The following is a 26,094-nucleotide window of genomic DNA, read 5'->3' on the forward strand; positions in this document are numbered from 1 at the left end:
TTCGAATAACCGCCCGACCTCGCTCATCCACACCATGAACCTGCAACAACGTCTTTGCCACATCAATCCCTACTGTCGTAATCTTCATCTCGGTCGCCCCTTTCTGTTAAGTGGTTTGCTTCACGCTCCCACTGTGGCACTCAGATGCCGGGTAAGGAAGGGGCGACCATTCCATTAAAATCCCCCGTGAGCGACCGGCACAGCACACCGGGAATTTCAGATAGGTTCTAGAAGTTCTCCCGATTAACGCGGATTTTTGCTTTGGCCCGCATGGATTCGATTGTAGCTCTAACCGCACTCTGACCACGCGCCTGAAGCACTGCGTCTTTCAGCGCTGCCGCCGTTTCCGACTCGTTCGCAACGTCAGTGGCCACCCCTGTCAAAGCAACAACTGCGTAATCACCATTCCCCAAACTCACGCCACCCACACTGACGGTCCCGGCATCGGGGGCGGCCAGTTGGAAGACAAGCCCACGCAACTCTGCGGGGATTTCTCCATCCGTACGCGATACCGGTGCCGGCTTTTTCAGCTCCAAACCTTCCGCCGCTGCAAGTTCTACCAACCGGGCACCGTCCTTGAGTTGCTGCGCCAATGCCCGCCCCATGTCGCGGGCACGCTGTTTCGCCATTTCAACCGACATAGAGCTTATGATTTGATCGCGTACTTCATCGAGTGTTTGTTGCCGGGAAGGTTGATGTTCCAGTATTCGTACTACCACGTAATGCTCTGCACTCAGTTCCAGTGGTTCGCTATTGTTCTTGCGGTTCAGTACGTCATCGCTGAACGCTGCCGCAATTACACGAGGATTGCGCGCAATCCCTTCACCACCTTCGCGAGAGAACCAATCACTCTGAGCGACTTTAATGGCTAAACGCTCCGCCGCGACAGTAAGCGTTTCTGGATTTTCGTAAGCTGCGGTCGCCAGCTGTTCTGCCTGTTCAAAGAACTGGCTTTCAGCCATCTCGCGCTGCATTTCCTTTTTCAATTGTTCTTTGACCGTCTCGAACGATTTGATGCTGCCCGGTTTCACCGCATTGACCACAAGGATGTGATAACCGAATGCCGAACGCACTGGTTCGCTGACATCTGAAAGCCCCATCGCGTAGGCGGCCTTTTCCAACTCCGCATCTACGATGCCGTGTCCGATGAAACCCAGATCTCCGCCTTGATCCGCAGAACCTGGATCCTGCGATTCTTTCTTCGCTAGGTCTTCGAAACGCTCCCCACCGAGGATGCGCTTGCGCAAAGATTCTGCCTTGGCCTTGGCCTGCTCCTCGTTGGTTTCATCATCCACCGTCACAAGTATGTGGGCGACCTGTCGATCCTCAGGTGTCCCGAAACGGGTTTTCTGCTCTTCGTATCTCTGTCTCAACGCCGTCTCATCGGGTGTCATGGTCGCCGCAATATCCGCGAGTTTCAGCTCAAGATACTCAACTCTGACTTGCTCGGGGGTGAGGAATCGCGGTTTGTTTTCTTCATAGTAAGCGGCAATCTCGCTGTCCGCAGGTTTCCCCTCCGCAAAGTGATCCTTGGGGACAACTACGTACTCAATCTCCCTCTTTTGACTGCGTAGATTCTCCAGGCGGCTCAGCGCTTTTGGTGTAACGAAATCGGAACCGGCGATGCCGCCCTGCATCTGATTGCGCAACATGATGCTCTTCAACCGATACCCGAAACTGTCCGCCGACTCGCCCTGACTGCGCAGGTACTGTTCAAACAAAGTGCGCTCAAAACGCCCATCGCGCTGGAAGGAGGATTCTGATTGGATGACCTCTGCCACTTGGGCATCACTGATGCGAAACCCCCGATTGTCGGCAGAGGTGATCAGTAATTCGTTTTCGACCAGGTTATCGATCACCTGCTCCCGCACACGATCTTCATCAATGAGTTCAGGACGGTAGTTTTCACCCATCAACTGTTGCAGATTGCGCCGTTGGTCAGAGTAGGCTTGACGAAACTCGCGCTGAGTTACGTCACGATCATTGATAGAAATTACGTTGAGTTCACCACCACCATCAAAGTACTGATTCACTCCCCATAGCGCGAAGGGGATACTGATGAATCCGACAATGGCGTAGGCTATCCAGCCTTGGGCTTTCTCACGAATGGCTTGCAGCATGGAGTTCGCTCACTCTTTATTGGTGCGCTGGAGGCTCGATACATTCGCTCCAGCGTCAGACCCTTGACTGTCGGCAGCTGCCCTGGATTTTTTTATCCATCACAACGAAAAAAGGGTGCCTCATGATTGGCACCCTCTCCCGGGCAGTTGGCGGAGTGGACGGGACTCGAACCCGCGACCCCCGGCGTGACAGGCCGGTATTCTAACCAACTGAACTACCACTCCGAAATAACCTGGTGGGTGCTGAGGGATTTGAACCCCCGACATTCGCCTTGTAAGGGCGACGCTCTCCCAGCTGAGCTAAGCACCCATTTACGAAGGCGCGCTAGTTTACGGCATCCTTCAGGGCTTTGCCAGCCTTGAAAGCGGGGACTTTTGAGGCAGCAATATTGATGGTTTCGCCGGTTTTCGGGTTGCGACCGCTGCGCGCTGCGCGTGCACGTACCAGGAAGGTTCCGAAGCCCACGAGTGAAACCTGATCACCCTTCTGCAAGGCACCGGCAATCGAACCGGTCACAGCATCCAGGGCCCGGGTAGCTGCTGCTTTGGAGATGTCAGCGGATTCGGCAATGGCGTCGATAAGATCGGTTTTGTTCATTAAGGTATTCCCCCTTTTTCCTCGTTAGGTTGTAACTGCCTTGATGGGACTTCCTGATGTGACCGGGCTGTCCTTGTTAGCAACCCCAAAACACCTGGCCACCGGTGGCGTAAGATGGGCTTTATACAGGCCCCTCGCACGCCCTGTCAAGGAAGTGCCCTTGTACTAGTGGGCGCGTGGACGCGACGTATTTTCATCGGTATTTTCTTGCTGAGATACGCTCTCTTCGTCACCCTCTTTGACGGCGACGTCCTCTTCACTCTGCGGACGTGGTACCTTCTGTAACGCCACTTCAAGCACCTCGTCTATCCACTGTACCGGGTATATTTCGAGATCTTTTTGAATATTCTTGGGAATATCGACAAGATCACGTTCGTTCTCCTTCGGAATCAATACTGTTTTTATTCCTCCGCGATGCGCTGCGAGGAGTTTTTCTTTCAATCCACCGATAGGCAATACCTCACCGCGCAAGGTGATCTCACCTGTCATCGCGACGTCAGACCTGACTGGAACGTCAGAGAGCGCGGAAACCAAAGCAGTACACATCGCAATACCGGCACTTGGACCATCCTTTGGTGTGGCGCCTTCTGGAACATGTATGTGCACGTCATTGTTCTGATAGAAATCCGGATCGATGCCCAGCACGGTCGCGCGGCTGCGCACGACAGTCATTGCGGCTTGGATCGATTCCTGCATGACCTCACCCAAGTGCCCGGTATGAATGAGCTTTCCCTTACCTGGAATAACCGATCCTTCGATGGTCAACAACTCGCCTCCCACTTCCGTCCAAGCCAAACCCGTCACTTGCCCGACCTGATCGTGTTCCTCAGCAAGCCCAAAGCGGAAGCGCTTCACGCCCAGATACTTATCCAGGTTCTTCGGCGTAATTTTTGTACGCTCTTCCCTGGGTTTCAACAATATTTCTTTCACCACCTTACGGCAGATCTTTGAAATTTCGCGCTCCAGGTTTCGCACCCCAGCCTCACGCGTGTAGAAGCGAACGATATCGCGCAGCGCCCCTTCGGCGATATGCAGTTCGTCCTCTTTCAAACCGTTATTCTTTACCTGTTTAGGAATGAGATAACGGGCAGCGATATTGATCTTCTCGTCTTCGGTGTAACCGGCCAGGCGAATTACTTCCATACGATCCAACAACGGCGAAGGTATGTTCAGAGTATTGGCGGTTGCCACGAACATCACCTCGGAGAGATCAAAATCCACTTCCAGATAATGGTCGGCAAACGTGTGATTCTGCTCGGGATCCAGCACTTCCAAAAGCGCCGACGACGGATCACCGCGAAAATCCATCGACATCTTGTCGATCTCGTCCAAAAGAAACAAAGGGTTGCGGGTTCCGACCTTGGAGAGATTCTGCACGATCTTGCCCGGAAGCGATCCGATATAGGTGCGCCGATGCCCGCGTATCTCCGCCTCGTCACGCACACCTCCAAGTGACATGCGAACAAACTTGCGGTTGGTGGCACGCGCGATCGATTGCCCCAGGGACGTCTTGCCCACACCCGGTGGACCGACCAGGCAGAGTATGGGGCCTTTGAGCTTCTTGACGCGCTGTTGTACGGCGAGGTACTCGAGAATACGTTCCTTGACCTTTTCCAGTCCGTAGTGATCCGCCTCTAGAACCTCTTCTGCCTTGGCAATATCGCGATGAATCTTGGAGCGCTTTTTCCATGGCACGCTCACCAGCCAATCGATGTAGTTGCGAACCACGGTCGCCTCCGCAGACATGGGCGACATCATTTTCAGTTTATTCAGCTCGGAATTCGCCTTTTCCTTGGCCTCCTTTGTCATGCCTGCCTTTTCGATCTTTTGCGCGAGTTCTTCGATCTCGTTGGGAGCATCCTCCAGTTCGCCCAACTCCTTCTGAATTGCCTTCATCTGCTCATTCAGATAGTACTCGCGCTGGCTCTTCTCCATCTGCTTCTTGACACGTCCACGGATGCGCTTCTCCATCTGCAGTATGTCAATTTCTGACTCCATGACACCGAGCATGTGTTCGAGACGTTCCCGCGGTGAGGACATCTCAAGTATCTGCTGTTTTTCCTCAATTTTCAGTGGGATATGTCCGGCTATAGTATCCGCCAATCGTGACGATTCATCGATGCTCGCCACCGAGGTCAGGATCTCCGGTGGGATCTTCTTGTTGAGTTTGACGTATTGATCGAACATCGACATTACCGAGCGGATCAGCACTTCCGATTCGCGCTCATCTGTATCGTCGCTCTCAACCACGGGAACCACATCTGCAGAAAAGTACTTCTCCGTTTCCAGGTAACGCGCCACCGTGGCCCGCCGTTCACCCTCGACGAGCACCTTGACCGTCCCGTCAGGCAGTTTTAGAAGCTGAAGAATATTAGAGAGCGTACCGGTTGTGTGGATATCTTCGATACCAGGATCATCCACTTCCGGACTCTTCTGCGACACCAGCAGGATCTGCTTGTCCTGCTCCATTGCAAGATCCAGGGCATTGATGGATTTTTCCCGCCCGACAAACAACGGAATAACCATGTGCGGGAATACGACCACGTCGCGCAGAGGCAATATGGTTAATTCGCGCGGCTCGTTGTCTGCGGTCGATTCGAGGTGATCAGATTGTTCCATGTCAGGCGCCTCTCTCGGCTACTGCGGGGCCAACCAGCGGAACAAAGCTTGTTCTCAGGTCGGCCGTGGAAGAGTTGGATGCTTCACCACATTGTGGCTCCGCGGGGAGAATTCAAGCCCACCCGGCCTGTTGCGTCCATCACCCTGTTCACTCCGTTCGGGCGGTCACGAACCTGCCCAATGGAGGATGGGGTAGGCTACTTCTCCGACGCCACCCGAGGTTGCTCGGAGCCCTCATATATCAGGTAGGGGTCTGAGTCGCCTGTGATAACTGCTTCGTCTATGACCACCTTGCTCACGTTATCCATGGAGGGCAGGTCGTACATCGTATCCAGCAGCACCTGCTCAAGGATGGTGCGCAAGCCTCGTGCGCCGGTTTTGCGCTCCATCGCCTTCCGCGATACCGCGAGCAACGCCTCGTCGCGGAACTCGAGGTCTGCACCCTCCATCTCAAAGAGCTTCTGATACTGCTTGGTAAGGGCATTCTTGGGTTCTACCAGAATTTTCATCAGCGCCGCTTCATCGAGTTCCTCCAACGTCGCGACTACCGGCATACGGCCTACGAATTCCGGAATCAAACCGAAGCGGATCAGATCTTCAGGTTCGACATTGAGCAGGATCTCGCCCACGTTGCGCTTGTCATCCTTGCTCTTGACCTGCGCCGAGAAGCCGATTCCGCCCTTTTCCGAACGTCCCCTGATGATCTTGTCCAGACCATCGAACGCCCCGCCGCAAATGAACAGGATGTTGGCCGTGTTGACCTGTAAAAACTCTTGTTGAGGGTGTTTACGCCCACCCTGCGGTGGAACGGCGGCAACCGTTCCCTCGATCAGTTTCAAAAGGGCTTGCTGCACACCCTCTCCGGAAACATCCCGAGTAATGGAGGGGTTATCAGATTTACGCGAGATCTTATCAATTTCGTCGATGTAGACGATGCCACTCTCTGCCTTTTCGACATCGTAATCGCATTTCTGCAACAACTTCTGAATGATCGACTCGACATCCTCGCCGACATACCCGGCTTCGGTCAGTGTTGTCGCATCGGCGATGGTAAAGGGCACGTTGAGCAGCCGTGCCAGGGTCTCGGCGAGCAGCGTCTTACCGGAGCCTGTCGGACCGATGAGCAGGATATTGCTTTTACTCAATTCGATATCGTCATTTTTCAGATCGGAATCGAGACGCTTGTAGTGGTTGTATACCGCAACCGACAGGACCTTTTTGGCGCGTTCCTGCCCGATGACATACTCGTCCAGGATCTGTTTGATCTCTTGGGGTTTTGGCAGGCGACTGCCGCCCTCACTGCCCGACTTATCCTGCATCTCCTCGCGGATAATGTCGTTACAGAGTTCAACGCACTCATCGCAGATGTATACCGATGGCCCGGCAATCAGTTTCCGGACTTCGTGCTGACTCTTGCCGCAGAAAGAGCAGTAGAGCAGCTTTCCGTCTTCGTTCTTGCCGTGCTTGTCATCGCTCATGCCATTACCTCACCAAAATAACGAGCGTTTCTGATTCAACATTGCTACGAAATGTTCGAATATGCAAGCTTGATAAACCCAGCAGATTGATCTGAATCAATCACTTGCAGCTTGTACACGATCCGGTCTGAGTGAAGTGCCACCCAGGGAAGAGTCACACACTCCATGAACTCCTAGGGTATTCGGCATCAGAACCCAAACCGGAACCCACTGCGCATTTAGGCTAATTGGCCGGTGTTCGTACTCTCAGAAACCCACCCGTTCAGCACCCGATGGACTTTGGAGTCGATTGCAAGGCGCTTCGTTCCCGGATAATCAGGGACCCGCGCGGTGTGTGAGAACGGAATCGATCAGGCCGTATTCAACGGCGTCGTTAGCGCTCATGAAATTGTCACGATCGGTATCAACTTTAATCTTTTCCAGTGGTTGGCCGGTATGTTCGGCCAGAATCTTGTTCAACCGATCGCGCACCTTCAGCATCTCACGGGCGTGAATCTCGATATCCGCGGCCTGTCCCTGTACGCCACCCAACGGTTGATGGATCATCATCCGTGAATGCGGCTGGGAGAAACGTTTCCCCGCGGCCCCGCCTGCCAGGATCAATGCGCCCATGCTTGCCGCCTGACCAATACACATGGTGCTCACGTCGGGTTTCACGAACTGCATGGTGTCATAAATGGAGAGACCGGCACTGACGACTCCACCGGGCGAATTGATATAAAGATGGATGTCCTTATCGGGATTCTCCGCTTCGAGAAACAGCAATTGGGCCACCACCAGATTCGCCATATAGTCTTCTACCTGCCCGACCAGGAAGATGACGCGTTCCTTGAGGAGGCGGGAATAGATATCGTACGCGCGCTCGCCGCGCGCGGTCTGCTCGACAACCATCGGCACCAGATTCATAACCGTGTCTTCGTAATCCGCCTTTGACCTGACGTCATTCATCTAATGATTTCCTCGACTTATTGGCTCTTCTCAGCTTCCGGATTCATGACGGCATCGAAGCTCATCGGCTCGTCACTCACCTTGGCTTGCTCCAGCACCCAGTCCACGAGTTGGTCTTCGATCACCATGGACTCGACATTGGACAGGTGTTCCTGATTGGAATAGTACCACTTGACCACCTCATCGGGCTTTTCGTAGCTGGCGGCAAACTTTTCGATGGTGGCGCGCACACGCTTACCATCCACCTTGAGCTCATGCTTACGCGCTATCTCCGCCAGCAGTAAACCCAAGGTAACGCGGCGTATCGCCTGCGCTTCGAACATCGAGCGTGGCAATTCAAGGTCCTGGGGTTGCTTCTGACCCATCGCCATCTGCTCTTTGGTTTGCTTAACGAGCCGGTCAATTTCCTCTTCGATCAATGCCTTAGGCACATCCACCGGGTTAACCTGAAGCAATCCATCCATCACCTGCTGCTTGACACGCCCCTTTACCGCATCGGCCAGTTCGCGCTCCATGTTCTGCTTGATCTCGGCGCGAAAACTCTCGAGGCTTCCGTCCGCAATCTGAAACCCTTTGACAAACTCGTCATCGAGTTCGGGCAGTTTGGGTTCTGCCACCTCCAGAATTTCGGTCGCGAAGCGGGCGGTCTTGCCGGCCAGATCCTTAGCATGGTAGTCATCCGGGAATCGGACTTCGATCGTCTTCTGATCGCCCTTACCGGCTCCGCGCAACTGCTCCTCGAATCCGGGAATGAACGACCCGGATCCCAGCACCAGGGGCACGTCATTGCCTTTACCGCCTGCGAACTCCTCACCATCGATAGTACCGATAAAATTCAGCTTGATTCGATCCTCGTCCTGCGCGTCCCGCTCGACCGGTTGCCACTCAATGCGTTGCTTGCGCAGGCGATCGATCACTTTGTCGATATCACTGTCTCCGACCTCCACCTGGGGGCGCTTGATGGTTATCGCCGCGATATCGCCAATTTCGATCTCGGGATAAACCTCAAATTCCGCCGTATACTCCAGCGCCTTGCCCGGCTCCATCACCTGGGGGTCGATCCGTGGACCTCCCACCGGGCGAAGCTTCTCCTGGGTGACGGCCTCGTAGAACGATGATTGCAGCACTTCGCCAAGCACTTCCTGGCGCACCTGACTGCCAAATTTGCTGCGGACCACCGACAGCGGTACCTTACCCGGTCGAAATCCATCGATTTTGGCCCGACCCCGAAGGTTCTTCAGGCGATCCTCGACTTCTGAATCAATACGCTCGGCCGGCACCTGAACCTTGATGCGCCGTTCCAGACCTGCGGTTGTTTCAACCGTAACTTCCATACTGAAAACCTCAACTTGGTGTGGCGGTGGGCCACGTGAATTGCGGGTTCGCTCGACAGGCTGTTCAGCCAGTCACCTTGATATCTGCAGGTAATCTCCCGGCGGCCCGATCGCTGCCACTCGGGGAGGTCACTACAGTTAAGATTCAGATTTCGCATCAAATTATGGACAGAGTGGTGCGAAAGGAGAGACTCGAACTCTCACGGGTTACCCCACAGGAACCTAAATCCTGCGCGTCTACCAGTTCCGCCACTTTCGCCGAATGCCCCGAGCAACCCCGGCGCCGCACAAGCCGCGCATTATACAGTCACCATCGCAGGCCGCGCACCCCCAGTCTCTGAGATACTTGGCTCGGAAACCACTCGATCTTCGACGTTGGAGTACCGGCTGACTATCCTTGGCTAGAGGCAGGAACAGCAGACTGCTTGAATCGACTATAGCCTTGTACACACCGATACCCAACAGCGCCAGTGAGCAATCCGCATGAATGAACTGAAAGCACTAGGCATCCGGGAATCCAACCCGGGTAGCTGCACCCATCCCGATACCTGGTTGGGGGGTGTGGGCCGGCAACCCTTGATCTCCTGCTCTCCCGCCACCGGGCAACCTTTGGCCAAGGTGCTGTGCGCCCGGCAAGAGGATTACGACACCATCGTTCGCTCCGCCCAAGCAGCGTTCCGGCAGTGGCGAACAGTTCCGGCCCCGCAGCGCGGTGAAGCCGTGCGGCGCATGGGCGATGCACTGAGACGCCACAAAGACGCGTTGGGCACGCTGGTCTCACTGGAATGCGGCAAGATCAAGTCTGAGGGTGACGGTGAGGTGCAGGAGATGATCGACATCGCTGATTTTGCGGTCGGACTCTCACGCATGCTCTACGGTCGCACCATGCATTCGGAGCGACCCCACCATCGCATGTATGAACAGTGGCATCCGCTGGGTCCGATCGGGGTGATCACCGCGTTCAATTTTCCTGTGGCGGTCTGGTCCTGGAATGCCTTTATCGCGGCGGTATGCGGCAATACATTGATCTGGAAACCGTCCGAAAAAACCCCGCTTTGCGCCATTGCCGTTCAGCGCATCTGCAATGAGGTGCTGCTTGAAATGCGGCTACCCGCCATCTTCACGCTCTATCAACCGGCCACTCGCGATGCGGCGCAGCAACTGGTGGACGACCCGCGGTTGCCGCTGATCTCGTTTACTGGCTCAAGTCGCGTCGGCCGAATGGTGGGTGAGCGCGTCGCCGGACGCTACGGCAGATCCCTGCTGGAGTGCTCGGGCAACAACGCCGTCATCGTCGATGCGACCGCCAATCTGAATCTGGCGGTACCTGCGATTGTCTTCGGGGCTGTCGGGACCGCGGGGCAGCGGTGTACCTCGACCCGCCGCGTCATCGCTCATGAATCGATTGTCGAAACGCTCGGTCAACGGCTGAAGATTGCCTATCAGCAGGTGCGCATTGGCGATCCATTGGAGGACGGCACCCTGATGGGCCCGCTCATCGACGAGGCTGCAGTTGCTGGATACCTCGATGCGATTGAACGGGCCCGGGCGCTGGGCGGCGAGATCCTCTACGGGGGTCACCGGCTCGACCGACCGGGCCACTTCGTTGAGCCCACCATCGTCAAGGCCCGCAATGACTGGGATGTGGTTCAGCAGGAGACCTTCGCTCCTATTCTCTACCTTATCCCGTACCGGGATCTCGAAGAGGCCATCGCCATGAATAATGCGGTCGGCCAGGGACTCTCCTCGGCACTCTTTTCGGACCGTCTCCAGCACATCGAGCAATTTCTCTCCAGCGTTGGCAGCGACTGCGGGATTGCCAATATCAATATCGGCACCTCGGGTGCGGAGATCGGCGGTGCCTTCGGCGGCGAGAAAGAGACCGGGGGCGGACGCGAAGCGGGATCGGACGCCTGGAAGGCCTATATGCGCCGCCAGACCAATACCATCAACTGGGGCCACGAATTGCCACTGGCGCAGGGAATTCGCTTCGACCTCGACAGCCAATAACCTGGATGCGCCGACCCCGCAACTACACGCTGGCATTCTACGTCGCGCTCGCGTCAGCTTCGCTCCTGATCTTCTGGCCCTTGTCGGACGATTCTGCCCAGTTCCGCCGGGGCATCGAAGCCGCCGAAAAGGGTAACTTCAACCAGGCCTTCGAATACTGGGAACCGCTTGCGGAAAAGGGTTACCCGCGCGCCCAATATGGGCTTGGAGTGCTCTATGACCGCGGACAAGGTGTTACGCGCGACCCTCTAGCGGCCGCCGAATGGTACCGGAGGGCGGCCGAAGAGAATGTTTGGGAGGCGCAACTCAACCTGGGATTGCTCTACATAGCCGGTAACGGTGTCAGCCGCGACTACGCGCTGGCCGCTATTCTGTTTCGCAAGGCGGCGGACCGCGGGATCGCGGATGCGCAGGTGAATTTGGGCAACCTTTACCGGCAGGGTTGGGGCGTGGAGAGGGATAGCGCCGAGGCCGTACGCTGGTTTCGCCGTGCGGCAGTCCAGGACCATTCGCTGGGGCAGTATCTGCTCTCCGAACAACTCGCGGCAGATGACCTGGAAAATCTCGCGGACGCCTATTTCTGGGCGACCCTCGCAAGCGATTCCTCTGGCGCAGTCGCTGATCAGGCCCGTGCGTTACGTGAACAGATCAGCGACCGGCTCACCGAACAAGATCGAAGCGCTGTCCAGCGGCGCGTCGCAGATTGGCAACCGCGGCGCTGAATTACGGCGTCTCCCGAAACGGAGAGTGTTGGCTCAGTTCCGCGGCGTAGCGTTCCATCTCCTGCGCCTCGGTGCGCAGGTACCGCTCGACCGCTCTGCGAAATCCCGGATGTGCCAACCAGTGAGCCGACCAGGTAAACTGCGGAAGAAATCCACGACTGATCTTATGCTCGCCCTGAGCCCCTGGTTCGAAACGCTGCAAACCTCGCTCGATCGCAAGTTCGATACCCTGGTAGTAACAGAGTTCGAAATGAAGACTGTCGTAATTTCCAAAGCAACCCCAATGACGTCCGTAGAGCACCCCGCCACCCACGAAATCGATAGCACCCGCTACGCAGCGTCGATCGTGGTAGGCGAGCACCACCAGGACCTGATCGCCCATGGTCTCCCCAACCTCACGAAAAAATGTCTCATTGAGCGTTGGAAACCCCCATTTGCGCTGGTAAATCTCGGCATATAGCGCATACACAACGCGCCACTCTGAATCAGACAACTCATTTCCAAAACGACGTTCGATTTCGACACCCTGTTCAGCGACTTTGCGGCGTTCGCGGCGGATCATTTTCCGTTTCGCCGCCGTCAGCGCATCCAGATAATCCTGAAAATCGCGATACCCGGGGTTAAGCCAGTGGTATTGCACTCCCACCCGACGCAACATCCCCGCGGATTCCAGTAAGGGCAATTCATCCTGTGCAGGGAACAGCCAGTGCAGCGACGACAACCCCCTGCCTCGCGCCTCGGCAATCGCCGCATCGATGAGTTGACGACCTAAAGTGGCCGGTGCATCTTCGGCGAGCAGCAGTCGCGGCCCGGTGGCAGGTGTGTAAGGGCTGGCAACCACTAACTTGGGGTAATAGCTGTTGCCGAAATGCCGGTAGGCGTCAGCCCAACTCCAATCAAAGACGAACTCACCGTAAGAGTTTTCCTTGAGATACATGGGAACCGCGCCAAACAGCACGCCATCCTCCCACGCCCCAAGGAAGCAGGGCTGCCAACCCAGGGCCGCACCAACGCAACCGTTGTGTTCGAGCGCAGCCAAAAAAGCGTGACTGACAAACGGATTGTCGTGGGTGAGCAGGCGTGCCCACTGTTGGGCAGGTAACTCGGTGATTGTGCTGTGCTGCTTTATCTGCAGCGCCATGATTTGAACAGACTCCCGCTTTACGTTACTTCATCCTCGTTCAACGGCGCATGCCTGTAGGAGGACGGCCCGCATCAGAAAAACACCTCTTCCTTCGCACCTTGGACTACTGTGACTTAGCGCTCCAACACGTAGCTGCCCGGTGCATCGCCAAGGACAGGGTAAGCTTCCGACCCCAGTTGCGGGGGAGCAGCCATGGCGCCGCACTTCGGACGCAACCAGGTAATCCAATCCTCCCACCAGCTACCGGGCACCTTGGACGTTGCGTCACGCCAGGTCAAGGCATCTATGCCGCTATCCAGGTCTGCCGCCCAGTAGCGCCGCTTCGGTGGTTGCACCGGGGGATTGATGACACCAAAGATATGGCCCGATGTTGCGAGTACATAGCGCACCGGACCACTCACTAATGCACCAATCTTGAAGGTCTCTTGCCACGGTGCAATGTGATCCTGCTCGGCCCCGACAGCATAAAGGGGTTGGCGTATCCTGCGCAGATCGATACCGCGTCCTCCCAATTCCACACCATCCCTCTCGATCAAGCGATTGTGCAGATAGAACTCGCGCAGATAGAAAGAATGCATCGCTTCGGGCATACGTGTGGTGTCCATGTTCCAGAAAAGGACGTCTAGCTTGGGAGGATCCTCACCGAGGAGGTAGTTGTTGATGAAATAGTGCCAGACCAGGGGATTGGATCGCAGCGCGCGAAAAGAGCCCGCCATATCCTGTCCGTCGAGATACCCCTGGCTGGCCATGCGGCTCTCAAGATTTTCGATGGTCCGTTCATCGATAAAGACAGCAATCTCGCCGGGATGCTCGAAATCCACCAGCGTGGTGAAGAGCGACCAAGCTGACACCGGCTGATCGCCGTCCTCTTCGCCCCCGTTATTCAACCAGGCCATCAACGCAGCAACGATGGTTCCCCCGATGCAATAGCCAGCCAGATGCACCAAATGCGAGTTGGCAATGGAACGCGCAACGTCTAGCGCTTGCAGAACTCCCTTTAGCATATAGTCGTCAAGGGTTGTGTCGCGCATCTCCCGGGTCGGGTTTTTCCAGCTGGTCACGAACACTGTGAATCCCTGTGCAACAAGGTAGCGAATCAGGCTTTTCTTCTCGTCAAGATCAAGCACATAGTATTTGTTGATCCATGGGGAGACCAAAACAATAGGCACTTCATGCACTGTCTCGGTTGCAGGGGCGTACTGAATCAACTCAAACAATTCGTTGCGGTAGACAATGGCCCCGGGCGTTGTGGCCAGATTACGGCCAACTTCGAACTCGGTATCGTCGGCCATGCGGATGGTGCCGCGACGCAAATCCTTCAGGTAGTTGACTGCACCATCGACCAGGCTCATGCCGCCGGTCTGCAGGAAACGCAGCATCGCGGCGGGATTGGTCCAGAAAAAATTACTGGGTGCCAACGCATTGAGCACCTGGCGGGTCAGGAATCCCGCCTTCTCTCTTTCGTGGCACGAAACTCCCGGCGATGCATAGATCGCATCTTCCAACCAACGGGTGTAGAGCAGGTAGACTTCCTTGAGATTGTCGAAGCAAGGATTATCCCGCCATACGGGCTCTTGAAAGCGCTCATCGTAGGGCACGGGCGGAATCACATCTTCGCCATCCAGACCAGCCATTCTGCGCTGCACCTGGACCTGCAGCATCGCGATACCCGCGTGTAACTCCCTGAGCTGTTCAGTCAGAGCCTGAGGATGCGTCATCCAGGCTTTCTGCACCCTCCAGCAGGCTTCGAGCATGCCGAAAGGATCAGCCATCTGCTGCATCGTGGACTGCAAGTTGCCAAGCAGTCGTGATTCAAGATCGGCCATGGGCGACCTTTTCGATCCGGGCTATCGCAGGGCACATCGAACGTACGGCAACATTGTGGTTAACTCTAGAACCTATCTCAGAATCCCCCGCGAGCTGTGCCGGTCGCTCGTGGCTCCAGCGCTAGGCGCGGCGAGCGTGGTTGGGTCATTCCCAATGAGCGAGCCGCAACACCGCGCTGGAGCCACGAGCGCCCGGCCCTTCGGGTTGGCCCCAGAGGTGCGCTGGCGGTGTTCTCGACTTGCCAATAGCGTTGCTATTGGCTGCGCCTTCGGGCCTACCCAGCGCACCTCTGGGGCTCAACACAGCACGCGCGGGATTCTAAGATAGGTTCTCGATGTTTTATATCAAACAATCGGTAACCAAAACATCCTACTGCATGAAATTCGCGGCTTGGAGAGACTCAAGGCAGCGGGGTGATCTGTACCGGTGGGCGTTGGCCTTGGAACGCTACCCGTTCGGCCATTGCGGGCGTCATGTGCACGATTCCGTTCTCCTCGACCAACATCACTCGATCGATTCCCATCTGGCGCGCGATACGCGGCCACTCTTTCACTCCAGCCACCACCAGCGCCGTGGCCGCGGCATCGGCTTCGGCACCATTGTGATGAATCACGGTCACCGAGGTCACCCCCTGCACCGGTTGGCCGGTACGCGGGTCGATAATGTGCGGATAACGGATACCCTGATGCTCGTTGTAGCGCTCGTAGTTTCCCGAAGTGAATATGCTTTCGTCACCTTGCACTTCAATCGCCGCGAGTACCCCATTCCCCTGCGGATGACGTACTCCAATGCGCCACGGTTGTTCTCCCTTGCTACCGATGGCGCGTAGATCGCCACCGGCATTGACTATGGCGTGTTCGACACCGTTGCGGCGCAGACTGGTTATTGCCCAATCCACCGCATAACCCTTGGCAAATCCACCGAGATCCACCTGTACATCACGATTGCGGCTGCTGACCCGATTGCCTTCAATGATTAGATCGTCCATACCCGGATCGCTGCTTACCAGAGTTGCGACCACCTCAGGAGCCGGTGGCGGACGACCGTCCAAAGGATCATCCTTATGAAACCCCCATAACGCGATCAAACGACCGATCGCGGGATTGAACAGCCCGTCACTTTTCAGGTAGAGATCGGTGGCTTGGCGCAATAACGGCACGAGATCGCCGGCCACTTCGACATCGCGTCCCTGTGCAATCGCCTCATTGAGATCACCCAGCGCACCCGGCCGCCACGCATGCCAGGCGGTATGCATGCCTTGGAATGCCTGTGCCAACTCATCCACCCGAGCACGCGCCTGATCCTCAGGGATCCCCCACACCGTCACATCAACCAATGTGCCAAAGACATAAATACGCTGGTTATAGGTTGTGGGCCGACTGCAGCCGACCAAAACCGCGAGCAGCAGCACTCCGATCATCACACTCCTGCAACGACTCATCACACATTGCCCCCATCGCCGCGGCTGCGTGGATTCAACTCCTGCCAGGGCATCAAGTGAATGGATTCCCCGAGCAGTGACATGGTGACGGTGTCACCAAGCTGCAATTGACTGCGCTGGATCACGTGAGGCGGCAGATCCATGTGCAAGCGATCCCGTTCAGATTCACCCAACGCCAACAGTACGCTGGATATTCCGCCGACGGTAAGGAGCTCGACTACCGTGCCGGTCACCGGATTTTCCCGTGCACCTCGCGCAGCCGGTCGATCGCGGCGATGTAACAGCACCTGCTCGGCAGGGATACACCAGGTCACTGGCTCACCCGGTCGATACCGACTGCAGTACGGCAAGGTCAATACCTGGTTGCGCCACTTCAAGCGCGTTGTTCCGTCGTCCCCGGATGCTACTACTTCACCTGGGAAAATATTGCGCAGATCCATCAGGCGGGCGACCTCGGCGTTGCGCGGTCTTTTCATCACCTCCTGGGGTACGCCGCTCTGGAGAGTGCGCCCAGTTCGCAGAATGCACATGCGCTGCGCCAACATACAGGCTTCATCCAGATCATGCGTCACAAGTATGATGGGGATGTCGAGCGCGCGGACCAGAGCCATCAACTCCAATCGTAGTTTGCGGCGCGTCACCTGGTCGACGGCTGAGAAAGGTTCATCGAGCAGCAGCACCTGCGGCTCGCGAGCCAGTGCTCGTGCCAACGCGACTCGCTGCTGTTCGCCCCCTGACAGTTTGCCCGGTTTACGGTCTCGCATACCGGATAGATGCACGCGGGCCAGAAACTCCTGAGCCCGTTGATCACGCTGCGACTCCGGGAGATGTCCCAACGCTGCTTTCACGTTGTCGAGGGCGCTGAGATGGGGAAACAGGGCATAGTGCTGAAACATCAGCCCGACACGCCGCGCCTGCGGCTTTTCATCGATTCCACGGTTGGTATCGAGCCAGCGCTTGCCGCCGCATTCGACAACCCCCCTGCGGGGGCGATAGAGCCCGGCGATGCTGCGCAGTATCGTTGATTTTCCGCTGCCGGACGGTCCAACCAGCGCCAACAGTTCACCCGGTTGACAGTCCAGTTCCACATCGAGTGGAATCGGTCCCTGTTGGCGGAGCCATACTGAGAGTTCGCGCGCCACCGGCTCAGACATAACGATGATCCATGCGCCGATTCACCATGTAGACCAGGCTGATAGTGACCAATGCGAAGATCAACAATACCAGTGACATGGTTCCCGCGGCGGTGTTGTCAAGCGACTCCACCTTATCGTAGATAGCGATCGATATGGTTTTGGTTTCACCCGGTATATTTCCGCCCACCATCAATACCACGCCGAATTCACCCATGGTATGCGCAAAACTCAGCACCATCGCCGTGAGAACACCGGGCCAGGCAAGTGGCAGCTCGATTCGCCAGAATGTGTACCAGCGGCTTAGTCCGCTGCACCAGGCGGCCTCGCGAAGATCGAAGGGGATGGCTTCGAACGCACGCAGCATGGGTTGTACGGCGAACGGTAAGCTGTAGATGACGGAAGCCAGCAGCAGGCCGCTGAAAGAAAAAGCGAGGGTATCTCCCGTCACCGCCTGGAATAGCCGCCCAAAGGGTGATCCGGCTCCCAGCGCTACCAGCAAGTAATAGCCCAATACAGTCGGGGGCAGCACCAGCGGCAACGCCACCACCGCCTCTACGATACTTCGCCCCATAAAGTTATGCCATGCCAGACTTCGTGAAACCGCCATTCCAACGAAGAGCAGTATCACCGTCGTCGCCAGGGATAGCTGCAGCGAAAGCGTGAAGGCGATCCAATCCATATCCGTTGTCTCTGCTCGCTACTCGGACTTGGTTTCGTACCCGGAAGATTCCAGGTATTTACGCACAGTCGGACTGCGCAGGTAGTCAAGAAGCTCGCGCGCCGCTCCTGGTTCGCGCGCGCTCTTCAAGAGAACCGCCTGCTGCTCAATCGGGTGATATAGTGAAGCGGGCAAGAGCCACGCCGACCCCCTCTCGTCACGCAAACTCCGCGTCTGGGCCAGTGCCACCAGTCCCAGTTCGGCATTGCCGCTGGCAACAAACTGGAAGGTCTGCGCAATATTTTCACCGCGCACCAGCCGCGGTTCCAGCCGTTCCCATTGCCCCAGAGCTTCGAGCGCTTGCCGTGCAGCGCGACCGTAGGGTGCCGTGTCCGGATTGGCTATAGCCAACCGTTTGAATCGATTGGTCGTTAGCACTTCTCCTTCCCCTTCCACCAGATCCCGCTGTGAGCTCCAGAGCACAAGTCTGCCAATGGCGTAGGTAAAACGTGTTCCCGCTATGCTCTCACCTTCCTCTTCGAGTCGCTGCGGCCGTTCTCCATCGGCAGCCAGAAAAACGTCAAACGGTGCTCCATTCTTTATCTGCGCATAGAGTTTGCCGGTGGAACCCGAACTGATCACCAGGCGGTGTCCTGTTCTGCGCTGGAAGTCCTCAGCCAGATCGGCAAGCGCCCCAGCGAAGTTGCTTGCAACGCCAACGCGGATCTCGGCACTTTCGGCATGGACCGGTGCAGCCATGATCAGCACCGCAGCGAGCACCCTTCCCCCCGTCAGCCGGCTACCGGAGCTGTCGCTCATTTTTCGACTTCACGGTTGGTATCCGGCGTTAATGAGAGCATCTGCGTGCGTTGATCGACGAACTCCTGGAACGCGGTATTCAGCTCATGAAAAACGGCGATGGCCCGTTCCCCCGCCGGCGTCAGGTGGGCACCACCCCCACCCCGGCCACCGGCCGACTTGAGTACCAGAGGACCATCCGGCTGTCGGTTCATGGAGTCGATCAACTCCCACGCGTGGCGATACGACATCCCCATGGCACGTGCCGCGGCGGTGATGGATCCTTCCGCACGCACCTGTTCCAAGAGTTCCACGCGCCCGTTTCCCAATAACGCCCCATGTGGCCCTTCAATCCAGACCTGACCCCTGACCCGGCATTGGGCAGCGGTGGACTTTACAGAAGTTTTGCGCGCGCTCATCGAAGCGAAATATATGACCGGGAATAACGATGGTCAATGGCAGGGATGCCGATGTCGATGGACGCAACGAAAAAAACGGCGGGTCGCGCCGCCGTGTTTTGGTCCCTGCCGCAAACTCAATGCGACCCTATTCGAAGAGCATATCCTCGGTATAGATCTGCTGGGCAATGCGAATCAGATCCTGCACCTTGGATCGCGCCGCACCCTTCTCGGTTGTGACCAGACTGAAGAAACGATAGAGCGGATCGCCTTCCAGGCTGCGGATCACAAGTCCTTGCGGTCGCATTTGATCGGACATGCTGAGTCTTGACACGAGACCTATCCCCAGACCCTTCGCGGTCATCTCCTTTACCAACTCGCTGCTCTGAAGCTCCATCACGATGTTCAGGTCGTTATCACTTTTTTCCTCGAGCGAAAGCCGCTCTCCCAGCAACTGCCGGGTCCCGGAGTCCGGCTCGTGAGTGATCAGTGGAGATGCACACAAGTCCTCCAGGGTGCACAACGGCTTGCTGGCCAGTTCATGATCCTCCCGACAGATCACTATCACTTCGTCCTTGAGCAGCGGTGTCACCATAAAGCGCTCCTCATCCACCGCCTGTTCGACGATTACCGCATCCAGATAACCGGCGAACAAGCGCTCCAACAGCTTGTCGGATGACTCGACTTCGGTACGGATGCGCACTCGCTCGTGCTCGCGACGAAACGTTACCAGGAGTCCGGGCAGCATGTACGAAGTGGCGCTACGATTGGCACCCAGATAGAGATGCGCCTCATCACCTTCAGCTATGTCCTTGGCTGCGCGATGAGCCTCCGAGGCCATGATCTCCAGCTTCTGAACGTATTCGTAGAAGACGGTGCCCGCCGGCGTCAGCCGCAATCCCGAGGGCATACGGGTGAACAGTTCCACGCCCAGATGCTCTTCAAGCTTCTTGATGCGCACGGTCACGGCGGGCTGCGATACAAATGCTTCGCGGGCTGCCACGGTAAAGCTCAGGTGACGCGCCGCAAGCAAAAACATGCGGATATTCGTGCTCAAAATCATAGCTGGCGTGCCTCAATGGTTTTTTACGCGCGGCCGTCCTCTGCCTTGCCAATGACAGCTCGAACGGGGTCACGGGCGGAAACGCTTTTTTAAGTGTTCTCTATCGCCGTCGACCGTCACTGGTCGCTTTTGTCACGTTCCGCCGGACCATTCTAAACTAATGGCCCCATAATGTAGATATAGCCCTAACGGATAGTGGTGTCCGGAGTCTTCGAGATTGGAAAGGACGGTTCACTCGCCGCTCAGGCCTCTCTCCAGGCACCGGGCGGGTTGATGTGGCTCAGGACTAGCTTTCGCCCTGGCGGCCAGCGAGTCTGATCACGCCTGAATCGATCAGCGCAGTGATCTGCTCATCTGAATAACCGAGTTCACCGACGATGGCACGACCATGCTGCGCGTAGGTGGGTGCCGCGCATTCTGCCGAGTATCGCTGTCCATCGATGACAGCGGGAAATCCAAAACTGCGGACGCTGCCGGATGTATCCCTGTTGAATAGCGCGCGGGCGATGAACTGCGGATGTTCGAGGGCTTCATCGAAGCGCAGTACGGGGCTGACACAACAATCGGCATCATCGAACAGATCCAGCCATTCTTTGAGGGTACGGCGCCCAAACGCCTTTTCGAGTTCACCGCGCACCAGTTGCGCATCCGTGCCGGAAGCCGAATGACGCTCTATCAGATCGGGCCGTTCGATCTGATGGCACATCCGCTCCCAGAATTTGCGTTCCAGCGCCGCCACCGCCAGGTGGCGTCCATCCGCGGTCCGGTAGACGCCATAGCACGGCAGACCACCGTTCAACGCGCCCTGGCCACGACCCTGCTCAACAGAGACCGACTGGTTTACCGCCAGCGAGAGTATGGAATGCGCCATGACGCTATCGGCCATTGCCACATCGATATGACACCCACGTCCGCTGCGCTGCGCCTTGTACAGAGCTGCCAACAGAGTTGCCAGGGCGGTCAGGGTACCACCGGCAAGATCGGCGATCTGGAAGGCCGGAATAACAGGATCGCTGGCAGGCTGCCCGGTTTGATCGATCATCCCCGTCAAAGCGCAGTAATTAAGATCGTGCCCAGCCCGGTTCCGGTAGGGACCTGTTTGTCCATAACCGGAAATGGAGCAAAAGACGATCTTTGAGTTGATCTGCTGCAGGGAAGCGTAACCGATACCCAACCGTTCCATCACGCCAGGGCGAAATCCTTCGACCACGATATCCGCCGTGCGGGCAAGCTTACAGAAGAGCTCGCGGCCTTCGGTCTGTTTCAGATCGAGTGCCAGGCTCCGTTTGCCGCGATTGACCGTCGCAAAATAGTCCGGATCGGTGTCGCCGCCAGTGCCGAGGCCATGGCGGCCATAATCGCCACCGTGGGTATCCTCGATCTTGATGACATCAGCGCCCAAATCAGCCAAATGTTGTGTGCAAAGAGGACCGGGGAGCAGCCGGGTCAGATCAAGTACGCGAACACCTTCAAGCAGATCACCCCTCATGGAGAGCGGTTACAATCAGCCGAGTTTTTCGGTGAACTCCGGCACCGCCTGGAACAGGTCGGCAACCAAACCGTAATCGGCGATCTGGAAAATCGGTGCCTCCTCATCCTTATTGATCGCCACAATTACCTTGCTGTCCTTCATTCCCGCCAAATGCTGAATAGCCCCCGAGATACCCACCGCGATATAGAGCTCCGGCGCAACAATTTTGCCGGTCTGCCCCACCTGGTAGTCATTGGGAACGAACCCGGCGTCCACCGCCGCGCGGCTGGCGCCCACCGCGGCTCCCAGCTTATCGGCCAGTGCTTCGATTATGCTGAAATTCTCGCCGCTTCCGACCCCGCGACCTCCGGAGACGATAATCTTTGCTTCGGTGAGTTCGGGGCGGGCGCTTTCGGTCAGCTGGTGATCGACAAAGCGCGAGCTGTCGGCGGGCTCTTGCGCCCCGATCGATTCGATCGGGGCACTATTACCCGGCTGCGCGGCATCGAAGGCGGTCGCCCGAATGGTCATCACCTTGAGCGGATCCGCCGTCTTGACGGTCGCAATGGCATTGCCGGCGTAGATGGGGCGGCGAAAGGTATCGGGTCCGTCGATACCGATCACCTCCGACAGCATTGCCACATCCAGGAGAGCCGCGACACGAGGCAGGAGGTTCTTGCCAAAGGTAGTCGCAGGTGCCAGAAGATACTGATAGTCGGATACGAGCCCACTAATCAGCGGCGTAAACGTTTCCGCCAACGGGTGCTCGTAAGCCGCATCGTCGACACTCAAAACCCGCGCAACACCTTGCAGCTGCGCCGCCTGCCCGGCAGCCATACCGCAATCCCTGCCGGCGACCAGAACGGTGACGTTTTCCCCCAGCTGGGTAGCCGCGCCGACCGTGTGCGCGGTGGCGGGCTTGAGGCTTTGGTTATCGTGTTCGGCAATGACCAGAATGCTCATGAGTCGTTCCTCAAACTAAATCTGCTTTCAACACCCAGGGGCAGGACCTGGGTTCATAAGACTTTCGCTTCGCTCTTGAGTTTATCGAGCAACTCGGCGACATCGGCTACTTTCGCACCTCCGGCGCGCTTCGGCGGTTCAGTCACCTTGAGCGTGGTGTGCCGCGGAGCGACATCCACACCGAGTTCATCTATGGTCAGGGTATCGAGCGGCTTTTTCTTGGCCTTCATAATGTTAGGAAGACTGGCGTAACGGGGCTCGTTGAGTCTTAAATCAACCGTGATCACCGCAGGGAGTTTCAGGGCCACAGTTTCCAAGCCGCCATCGATCTCGCGGGTCACGGTTGCCTCGCCGCCCTGCAGTACTAACTTGGAGGCGAAGGTGCCTTGCGGCCAGTTCAGGAGCGCAGCCAGCATTTGTCCGGTCTGGTTGGCATCGTCATCGATAGCCTGTTTGCCGAGAATCACCAGTTCGGGGTTTTCGCGTTCGATCACAGCCTTGAGGAGTTTTGCTACGGCCAGAGGCTGGAGTTCGACGTCGGCCGCGATATGAATCCCACGATCTCCGCCCAGCGCGAGCGCGGTACGGATCTGTTCCTGGGCCTTGGGCTCGCCGGCCGAAACAATGATCACCTCGGTGGCTGTGCCGGCTTCCTTCAGCCTCACCGCCTCCTCAATGGCGATTTCGTCAAAAGGATTCAAAGCCATTTTCACGTTGGTCAGCTCTACGCCGCTCTCGTCGCCCTTCACCCGCACTTTTACGTTGAAATCAATCACCCGCTTTACCGCGACCAGCACTTTCATGGCAGATCCTCTGATACTGACTCTTAACGTCTTGTTTCTTATAGGTAATCACTAACGGCACAACTAAGCGCGTGGCGGTCCGCTTACTGCCCCGATAATCCGCAGCCGCCAGTATACTGTCGTTTACGTTAACGTCAATTAATCGCAATCCGACCCGCTAGCCTGATGCCATTGGCGCCGCGCACGCCCTTCTGTGGCCTGCTGACTCACGAAGACTCTCGCCCTTGGTGCTCATATCACCACTGCGGGTAATCCCGTGCATTCGATACCGGCCCGCCGCCGCAGGGCTAGCTACTCCTCGAGAGTAAATCCGATCTTTACCGTCACCTGATAACCGGAGACCTCTCCGTCATGAACAGTACCCCGGGTTTCGGTGACCTCAAACCAACGGACATTGCGGATGGTTTCGTTGGCACGCGTGATGGCGTTTTCGATGGCATCCTCTATGCTATCTGGCGAAGTACCGACCAGCTCGATTTTCTTGTATACGTGATCGTTCACAAGCCCCCCCGTTTCTCACCCTGACTGATTAGCGTGCCATACCGTAGAACTCGGCGTTTGGCCGCATATTGATCAGATTGGCCATCCGGTTGGACAACGCGAAGAAACCGACAATTGCACCGATATCCCAGATGTCTTCGTCGTCGAATCCGTGCCGCCGCAGCAGATCGTAGTCGGCATTATCAACAAGATGTGAGGACGTGGCTACCTTCAGTGCAAAATCGAGCATCGCTGTTTGGCGAGCTGTCAAAGGAGCCTTTCGGTAGTTGATCGCCACTTGGTCGGCAATCAACGGGTCTTTGGCGTAGACGCGCAGAATAGCCCCATGGGCGACCACGCAATAGTGGCACTGATTGGCCGCGCTGGTTGCAACGACGATCATCTCGCGTTCGGCTTTGCTCAGTCCTCCTTTACGCAGCATCAATGCATCGTGATAGGCGAAAAAAGCACGAAATTCATCGGGTCGGTGGGCCAGTGTGATAAACACATTGGGGACGAAACCGGCCTTCTCCTGGACTTTTTCGATAGTCAGGCGAATGTCCTCGGGAAGCTCCGCGAGCTCCGGCACCGGAAAACGGCTAATGGGTTCCTGCGCCATGCTGGCACCTCGAATGGGGAGTGGATCGATAATGATTAATTCCGTTCCAAGGGTCAACCGTAGTTGCGCGAGGCAGCGTTCGACCTGCGGCTACTCGTAGGTCCGGACATCATCAATCACCTTACCGTCATTAGGCAGGGCTCCGGGTTTCACAAAAGCGACCTCGCCGCGCAGCTTGCACACGGATTGCATGGTCTCAACAATAGCTTTGGCCAGCGACGCATCATCGCTCGCCACTTCACAACTGAGCCGCATACGATCGCGAGCATTCTCGTTGTCGACCACCAATCGACCCTTCTGCACTTCGGGGTGGCGCCTCAGCACTTCAGCAATTTGCGAAGGATGCACAAACATGCCTTTGACCTTGGTGGTCTGATCTGCGCGCCCCATCCACCCTTTGATACGCATGTTGGTGCGTCCGCATGGCGATACCCCTGGCAAGGCCGCCGAGAGATCGCCTGTCGCGAAACGAATCAGCGGGTAAGCTTCGTTAAAAGACGTGACGACAACTTCTCCCACCTCACCCGCTGCCACCGGATCTCCTGTGCCGGGTCGGACGATCTCCACCAACACGCCCTCCTCCACGATCAGTCCCTCGCGTGCGGCGGTCTGGTAGGCGATCATACCCAAATCGGCGGTGGCGTAGCATTCGTAAACATCGATGCCTCGATCCTTGAACTCGCGTTGCAGCGAAGGAGGGAAAGGTTCGGCGGAGACAACGCCCTGCTTGAGGCTGGAAAGATCCAATCCCAACTCATCGCCTTTCTCGAGAATAATTTTCAGAAAAGACGGCGTTCCTACATAACCTTTGGGACGTACAGCCGCAATGGTTTGTGCCTGCATCTCGGTCTGCCCGACACCCGCAGGAATGACAGCGCACCCTAAAGCGGCGGCGCCGCCCTCGACCATGGATGCCGCGGGAGTGAAATGGTAGGAGAAGCAATTCTGGATAACGTCACCACATCGAAAGCCCGCGGAATAGAGCGGACGCGCAAAACGCCAATAGTCGGTGGCGCGTGATTCCGGATCATAGATCGGTCCAGGTGATACAAAGATCCGCGCCAACTCTCCCGTGGCCTGCGTTACAAACCCGCCAAAGGGCAGGTGCTGCTTCTGCAGCACCAAAAGCTCCGATTTACGTGTAACCGGCAATTGCGCCAATGCCGAACGCTGCGTGATTACCTGCGGTTCGATGTTCTCCAGGATTCGGCCATAAGCGGGTGAGTTGTTCTTGGCATGAGCAACCAGCTGCGGAAGAGCGGCCAACAGGGCATTCTCCCGCATCTCCGGAGATCGGGTCTCCAGTTCATCGTAGTAGATACCGGTATGGCCCATGTTTCCTCCGTTTCAGTGATACCAGGCCGCTATACATCCCCACCAGCCCTTGGACTTAGGATTGATTCCGGGTTGGCGGACATCCTGGGATTGCGCGATACACAACCATCCGGATTATCGCCTTTTGAC

At 56.8% G+C, this 26,094-nt stretch carries 22 protein-coding genes and 3 tRNA genes; 2 read left to right on the top strand and 23 right to left on the bottom strand.

Going from position 1 to position 26,094, the window contains the following annotated elements:
* Positions 1–227 precede the first annotated feature (227 nt).
* From DWQ09_07540 to DWQ09_07580, 9 genes are all read right to left on the bottom strand, one after another.
* Positions 228–2,120 carry a peptidylprolyl isomerase gene (locus tag DWQ09_07540; GenBank protein ID KAA3628520.1) on the bottom strand — a complete coding sequence of 631 codons (1,893 nt, stop codon included), beginning with the start codon at positions 2,118–2,120 and terminating at the stop codon, positions 228–230.
* A gap of 148 nt (positions 2,121–2,268) precedes the next feature.
* Positions 2,269–2,345 (bottom strand) — tRNA-Asp (locus DWQ09_07545).
* A 9-nt stretch (positions 2,346–2,354) separates the two neighbouring features.
* Positions 2,355–2,430 (bottom strand) — tRNA-Val (locus tag DWQ09_07550).
* A gap of 15 nt (positions 2,431–2,445) precedes the next feature.
* Positions 2,446–2,718 carry an HU family DNA-binding protein gene (locus tag DWQ09_07555; protein ID KAA3628521.1) on the bottom strand — a complete coding sequence of 91 codons (273 nt, stop codon included), beginning with the start codon at positions 2,716–2,718 and terminating at the stop codon, positions 2,446–2,448.
* Between the two features lie 165 nt (positions 2,719–2,883).
* The gene (locus tag DWQ09_07560) at positions 2,884–5,337 is read right to left on the bottom strand and encodes an endopeptidase La (GenBank protein ID KAA3628522.1); all 2,454 of its coding nucleotides are present in this window, start codon (positions 5,335–5,337) and stop codon (positions 2,884–2,886) included.
* 197 nt (positions 5,338–5,534) lie between these two features.
* A complete protein-coding gene (locus tag DWQ09_07565) occupies positions 5,535–6,815 on the bottom strand; it encodes an ATP-dependent Clp protease ATP-binding subunit ClpX (protein KAA3628523.1) in 1,281 nt (426 codons plus the stop codon).
* A 315-nt stretch (positions 6,816–7,130) separates the two neighbouring features.
* Positions 7,131–7,763 (bottom strand): ATP-dependent Clp endopeptidase proteolytic subunit ClpP, encoded by a 633-nt coding sequence (gene clpP, locus DWQ09_07570; protein KAA3628524.1) that lies wholly within the window; start codon positions 7,761–7,763, stop codon positions 7,131–7,133.
* A gap of 17 nt (positions 7,764–7,780) precedes the next feature.
* A complete protein-coding gene (locus DWQ09_07575) occupies positions 7,781–9,097 on the bottom strand; it encodes a trigger factor (protein KAA3628525.1) in 1,317 nt (438 codons plus the stop codon).
* A gap of 174 nt (positions 9,098–9,271) precedes the next feature.
* Positions 9,272–9,356 (bottom strand) — tRNA-Leu (locus DWQ09_07580).
* A 224-nt stretch (positions 9,357–9,580) separates the two neighbouring features.
* Here DWQ09_07580 and DWQ09_07585 point away from each other — a divergent pair.
* Positions 9,581–11,107 (top strand): aldehyde dehydrogenase family protein, encoded by a 1,527-nt coding sequence (locus DWQ09_07585; protein ID KAA3628526.1) that lies wholly within the window; start codon positions 9,581–9,583, stop codon positions 11,105–11,107.
* A 5-nt stretch (positions 11,108–11,112) separates the two neighbouring features.
* Positions 11,113–11,829, top strand: coding sequence for a sel1 repeat family protein (locus DWQ09_07590; GenBank protein ID KAA3628527.1), 717 nt, complete (start codon positions 11,113–11,115; stop codon positions 11,827–11,829).
* Between the two features lies 1 nt (position 11,830).
* Here the strand turns inward: DWQ09_07590 and DWQ09_07595 are convergent, their stop codons facing one another.
* The 14 genes from DWQ09_07595 to DWQ09_07660 form a co-directional block, all read right to left on the bottom strand.
* The gene (locus tag DWQ09_07595; protein ID KAA3628528.1) at positions 11,831–12,970 is read right to left on the bottom strand and encodes an N-acetyltransferase; all 1,140 of its coding nucleotides are present in this window, start codon (positions 12,968–12,970) and stop codon (positions 11,831–11,833) included.
* Positions 12,971–13,086: 116 nt separating this feature from the next.
* Positions 13,087–14,799, bottom strand: a complete 1,713-nt coding sequence (locus DWQ09_07600; protein ID KAA3628529.1) for an alpha/beta hydrolase — start codon at positions 14,797–14,799, stop codon at positions 13,087–13,089.
* 401 nt (positions 14,800–15,200) lie between these two features.
* A complete protein-coding gene (locus DWQ09_07605) occupies positions 15,201–16,241 on the bottom strand; it encodes an FAD:protein FMN transferase (protein ID KAA3628530.1) in 1,041 nt (346 codons plus the stop codon).
* The gene (locus DWQ09_07610; GenBank protein ID KAA3628531.1) at positions 16,241–17,395 is read right to left on the bottom strand and encodes an ABC transporter ATP-binding protein; all 1,155 of its coding nucleotides are present in this window, start codon (positions 17,393–17,395) and stop codon (positions 16,241–16,243) included. The genes DWQ09_07605 and DWQ09_07610 overlap by 1 nt, the downstream gene beginning before the upstream one ends.
* The gene (gene modB, locus DWQ09_07615) at positions 17,388–18,056 is read right to left on the bottom strand and encodes a molybdate ABC transporter permease subunit (protein KAA3628532.1); all 669 of its coding nucleotides are present in this window, start codon (positions 18,054–18,056) and stop codon (positions 17,388–17,390) included. The genes DWQ09_07610 and modB overlap by 8 nt, the downstream gene beginning before the upstream one ends.
* Before the next feature lie 18 nt (positions 18,057–18,074).
* The gene (gene modA / locus DWQ09_07620; protein ID KAA3628533.1) at positions 18,075–18,854 is read right to left on the bottom strand and encodes a molybdate ABC transporter substrate-binding protein; all 780 of its coding nucleotides are present in this window, start codon (positions 18,852–18,854) and stop codon (positions 18,075–18,077) included.
* Positions 18,851–19,252, bottom strand: a complete 402-nt coding sequence (locus DWQ09_07625; GenBank protein ID KAA3628534.1) for a LysR family transcriptional regulator — start codon at positions 19,250–19,252, stop codon at positions 18,851–18,853. Before DWQ09_07625 ends, modA begins: the two co-directional genes overlap by 4 nt.
* 127 nt (positions 19,253–19,379) lie before the next feature.
* A complete protein-coding gene (locus DWQ09_07630) occupies positions 19,380–20,294 on the bottom strand; it encodes a LysR family transcriptional regulator (GenBank protein ID KAA3628535.1) in 915 nt (304 codons plus the stop codon).
* Positions 20,295–20,580: 286 nt separating this feature from the next.
* Positions 20,581–21,783: a CoA transferase gene (locus tag DWQ09_07635; GenBank protein KAA3628536.1), complete on the bottom strand. Its 1,203-nt coding sequence runs from the start codon at positions 21,781–21,783 to the stop codon at positions 20,581–20,583.
* 15 nt (positions 21,784–21,798) lie between these two features.
* On the bottom strand, positions 21,799–22,728 hold the full coding sequence (locus tag DWQ09_07640) for an electron transfer flavoprotein subunit alpha/FixB family protein (protein ID KAA3628537.1): 930 nt from the start codon (positions 22,726–22,728) through the stop codon (positions 21,799–21,801).
* 53 nt (positions 22,729–22,781) lie between these two features.
* Positions 22,782–23,531 (bottom strand): electron transfer flavoprotein subunit beta/FixA family protein, encoded by a 750-nt coding sequence (locus tag DWQ09_07645; GenBank protein ID KAA3628538.1) that lies wholly within the window; start codon positions 23,529–23,531, stop codon positions 22,782–22,784.
* 291 nt (positions 23,532–23,822) lie between these two features.
* A complete protein-coding gene (locus tag DWQ09_07650) occupies positions 23,823–24,032 on the bottom strand; it encodes a dodecin domain-containing protein (protein ID KAA3628539.1) in 210 nt (69 codons plus the stop codon).
* 28 nt (positions 24,033–24,060) lie between these two features.
* Positions 24,061–24,630, bottom strand: a complete 570-nt coding sequence (locus DWQ09_07655; protein KAA3628540.1) for an alkylhydroperoxidase — start codon at positions 24,628–24,630, stop codon at positions 24,061–24,063.
* 90 nt (positions 24,631–24,720) lie between these two features.
* On the bottom strand, positions 24,721–25,965 hold the full coding sequence (locus DWQ09_07660; protein ID KAA3628541.1) for a phenylacetate--CoA ligase family protein: 1,245 nt from the start codon (positions 25,963–25,965) through the stop codon (positions 24,721–24,723).
* Positions 25,966–26,094 lie beyond the last annotated feature (129 nt).

The sequence above is a fragment of the Pseudomonadota bacterium genome, from assembly GCA_008501635.1.
GTDB lineage: Bacteria > Pseudomonadota > Gammaproteobacteria > QQUJ01 > QQUJ01 > QQUJ01.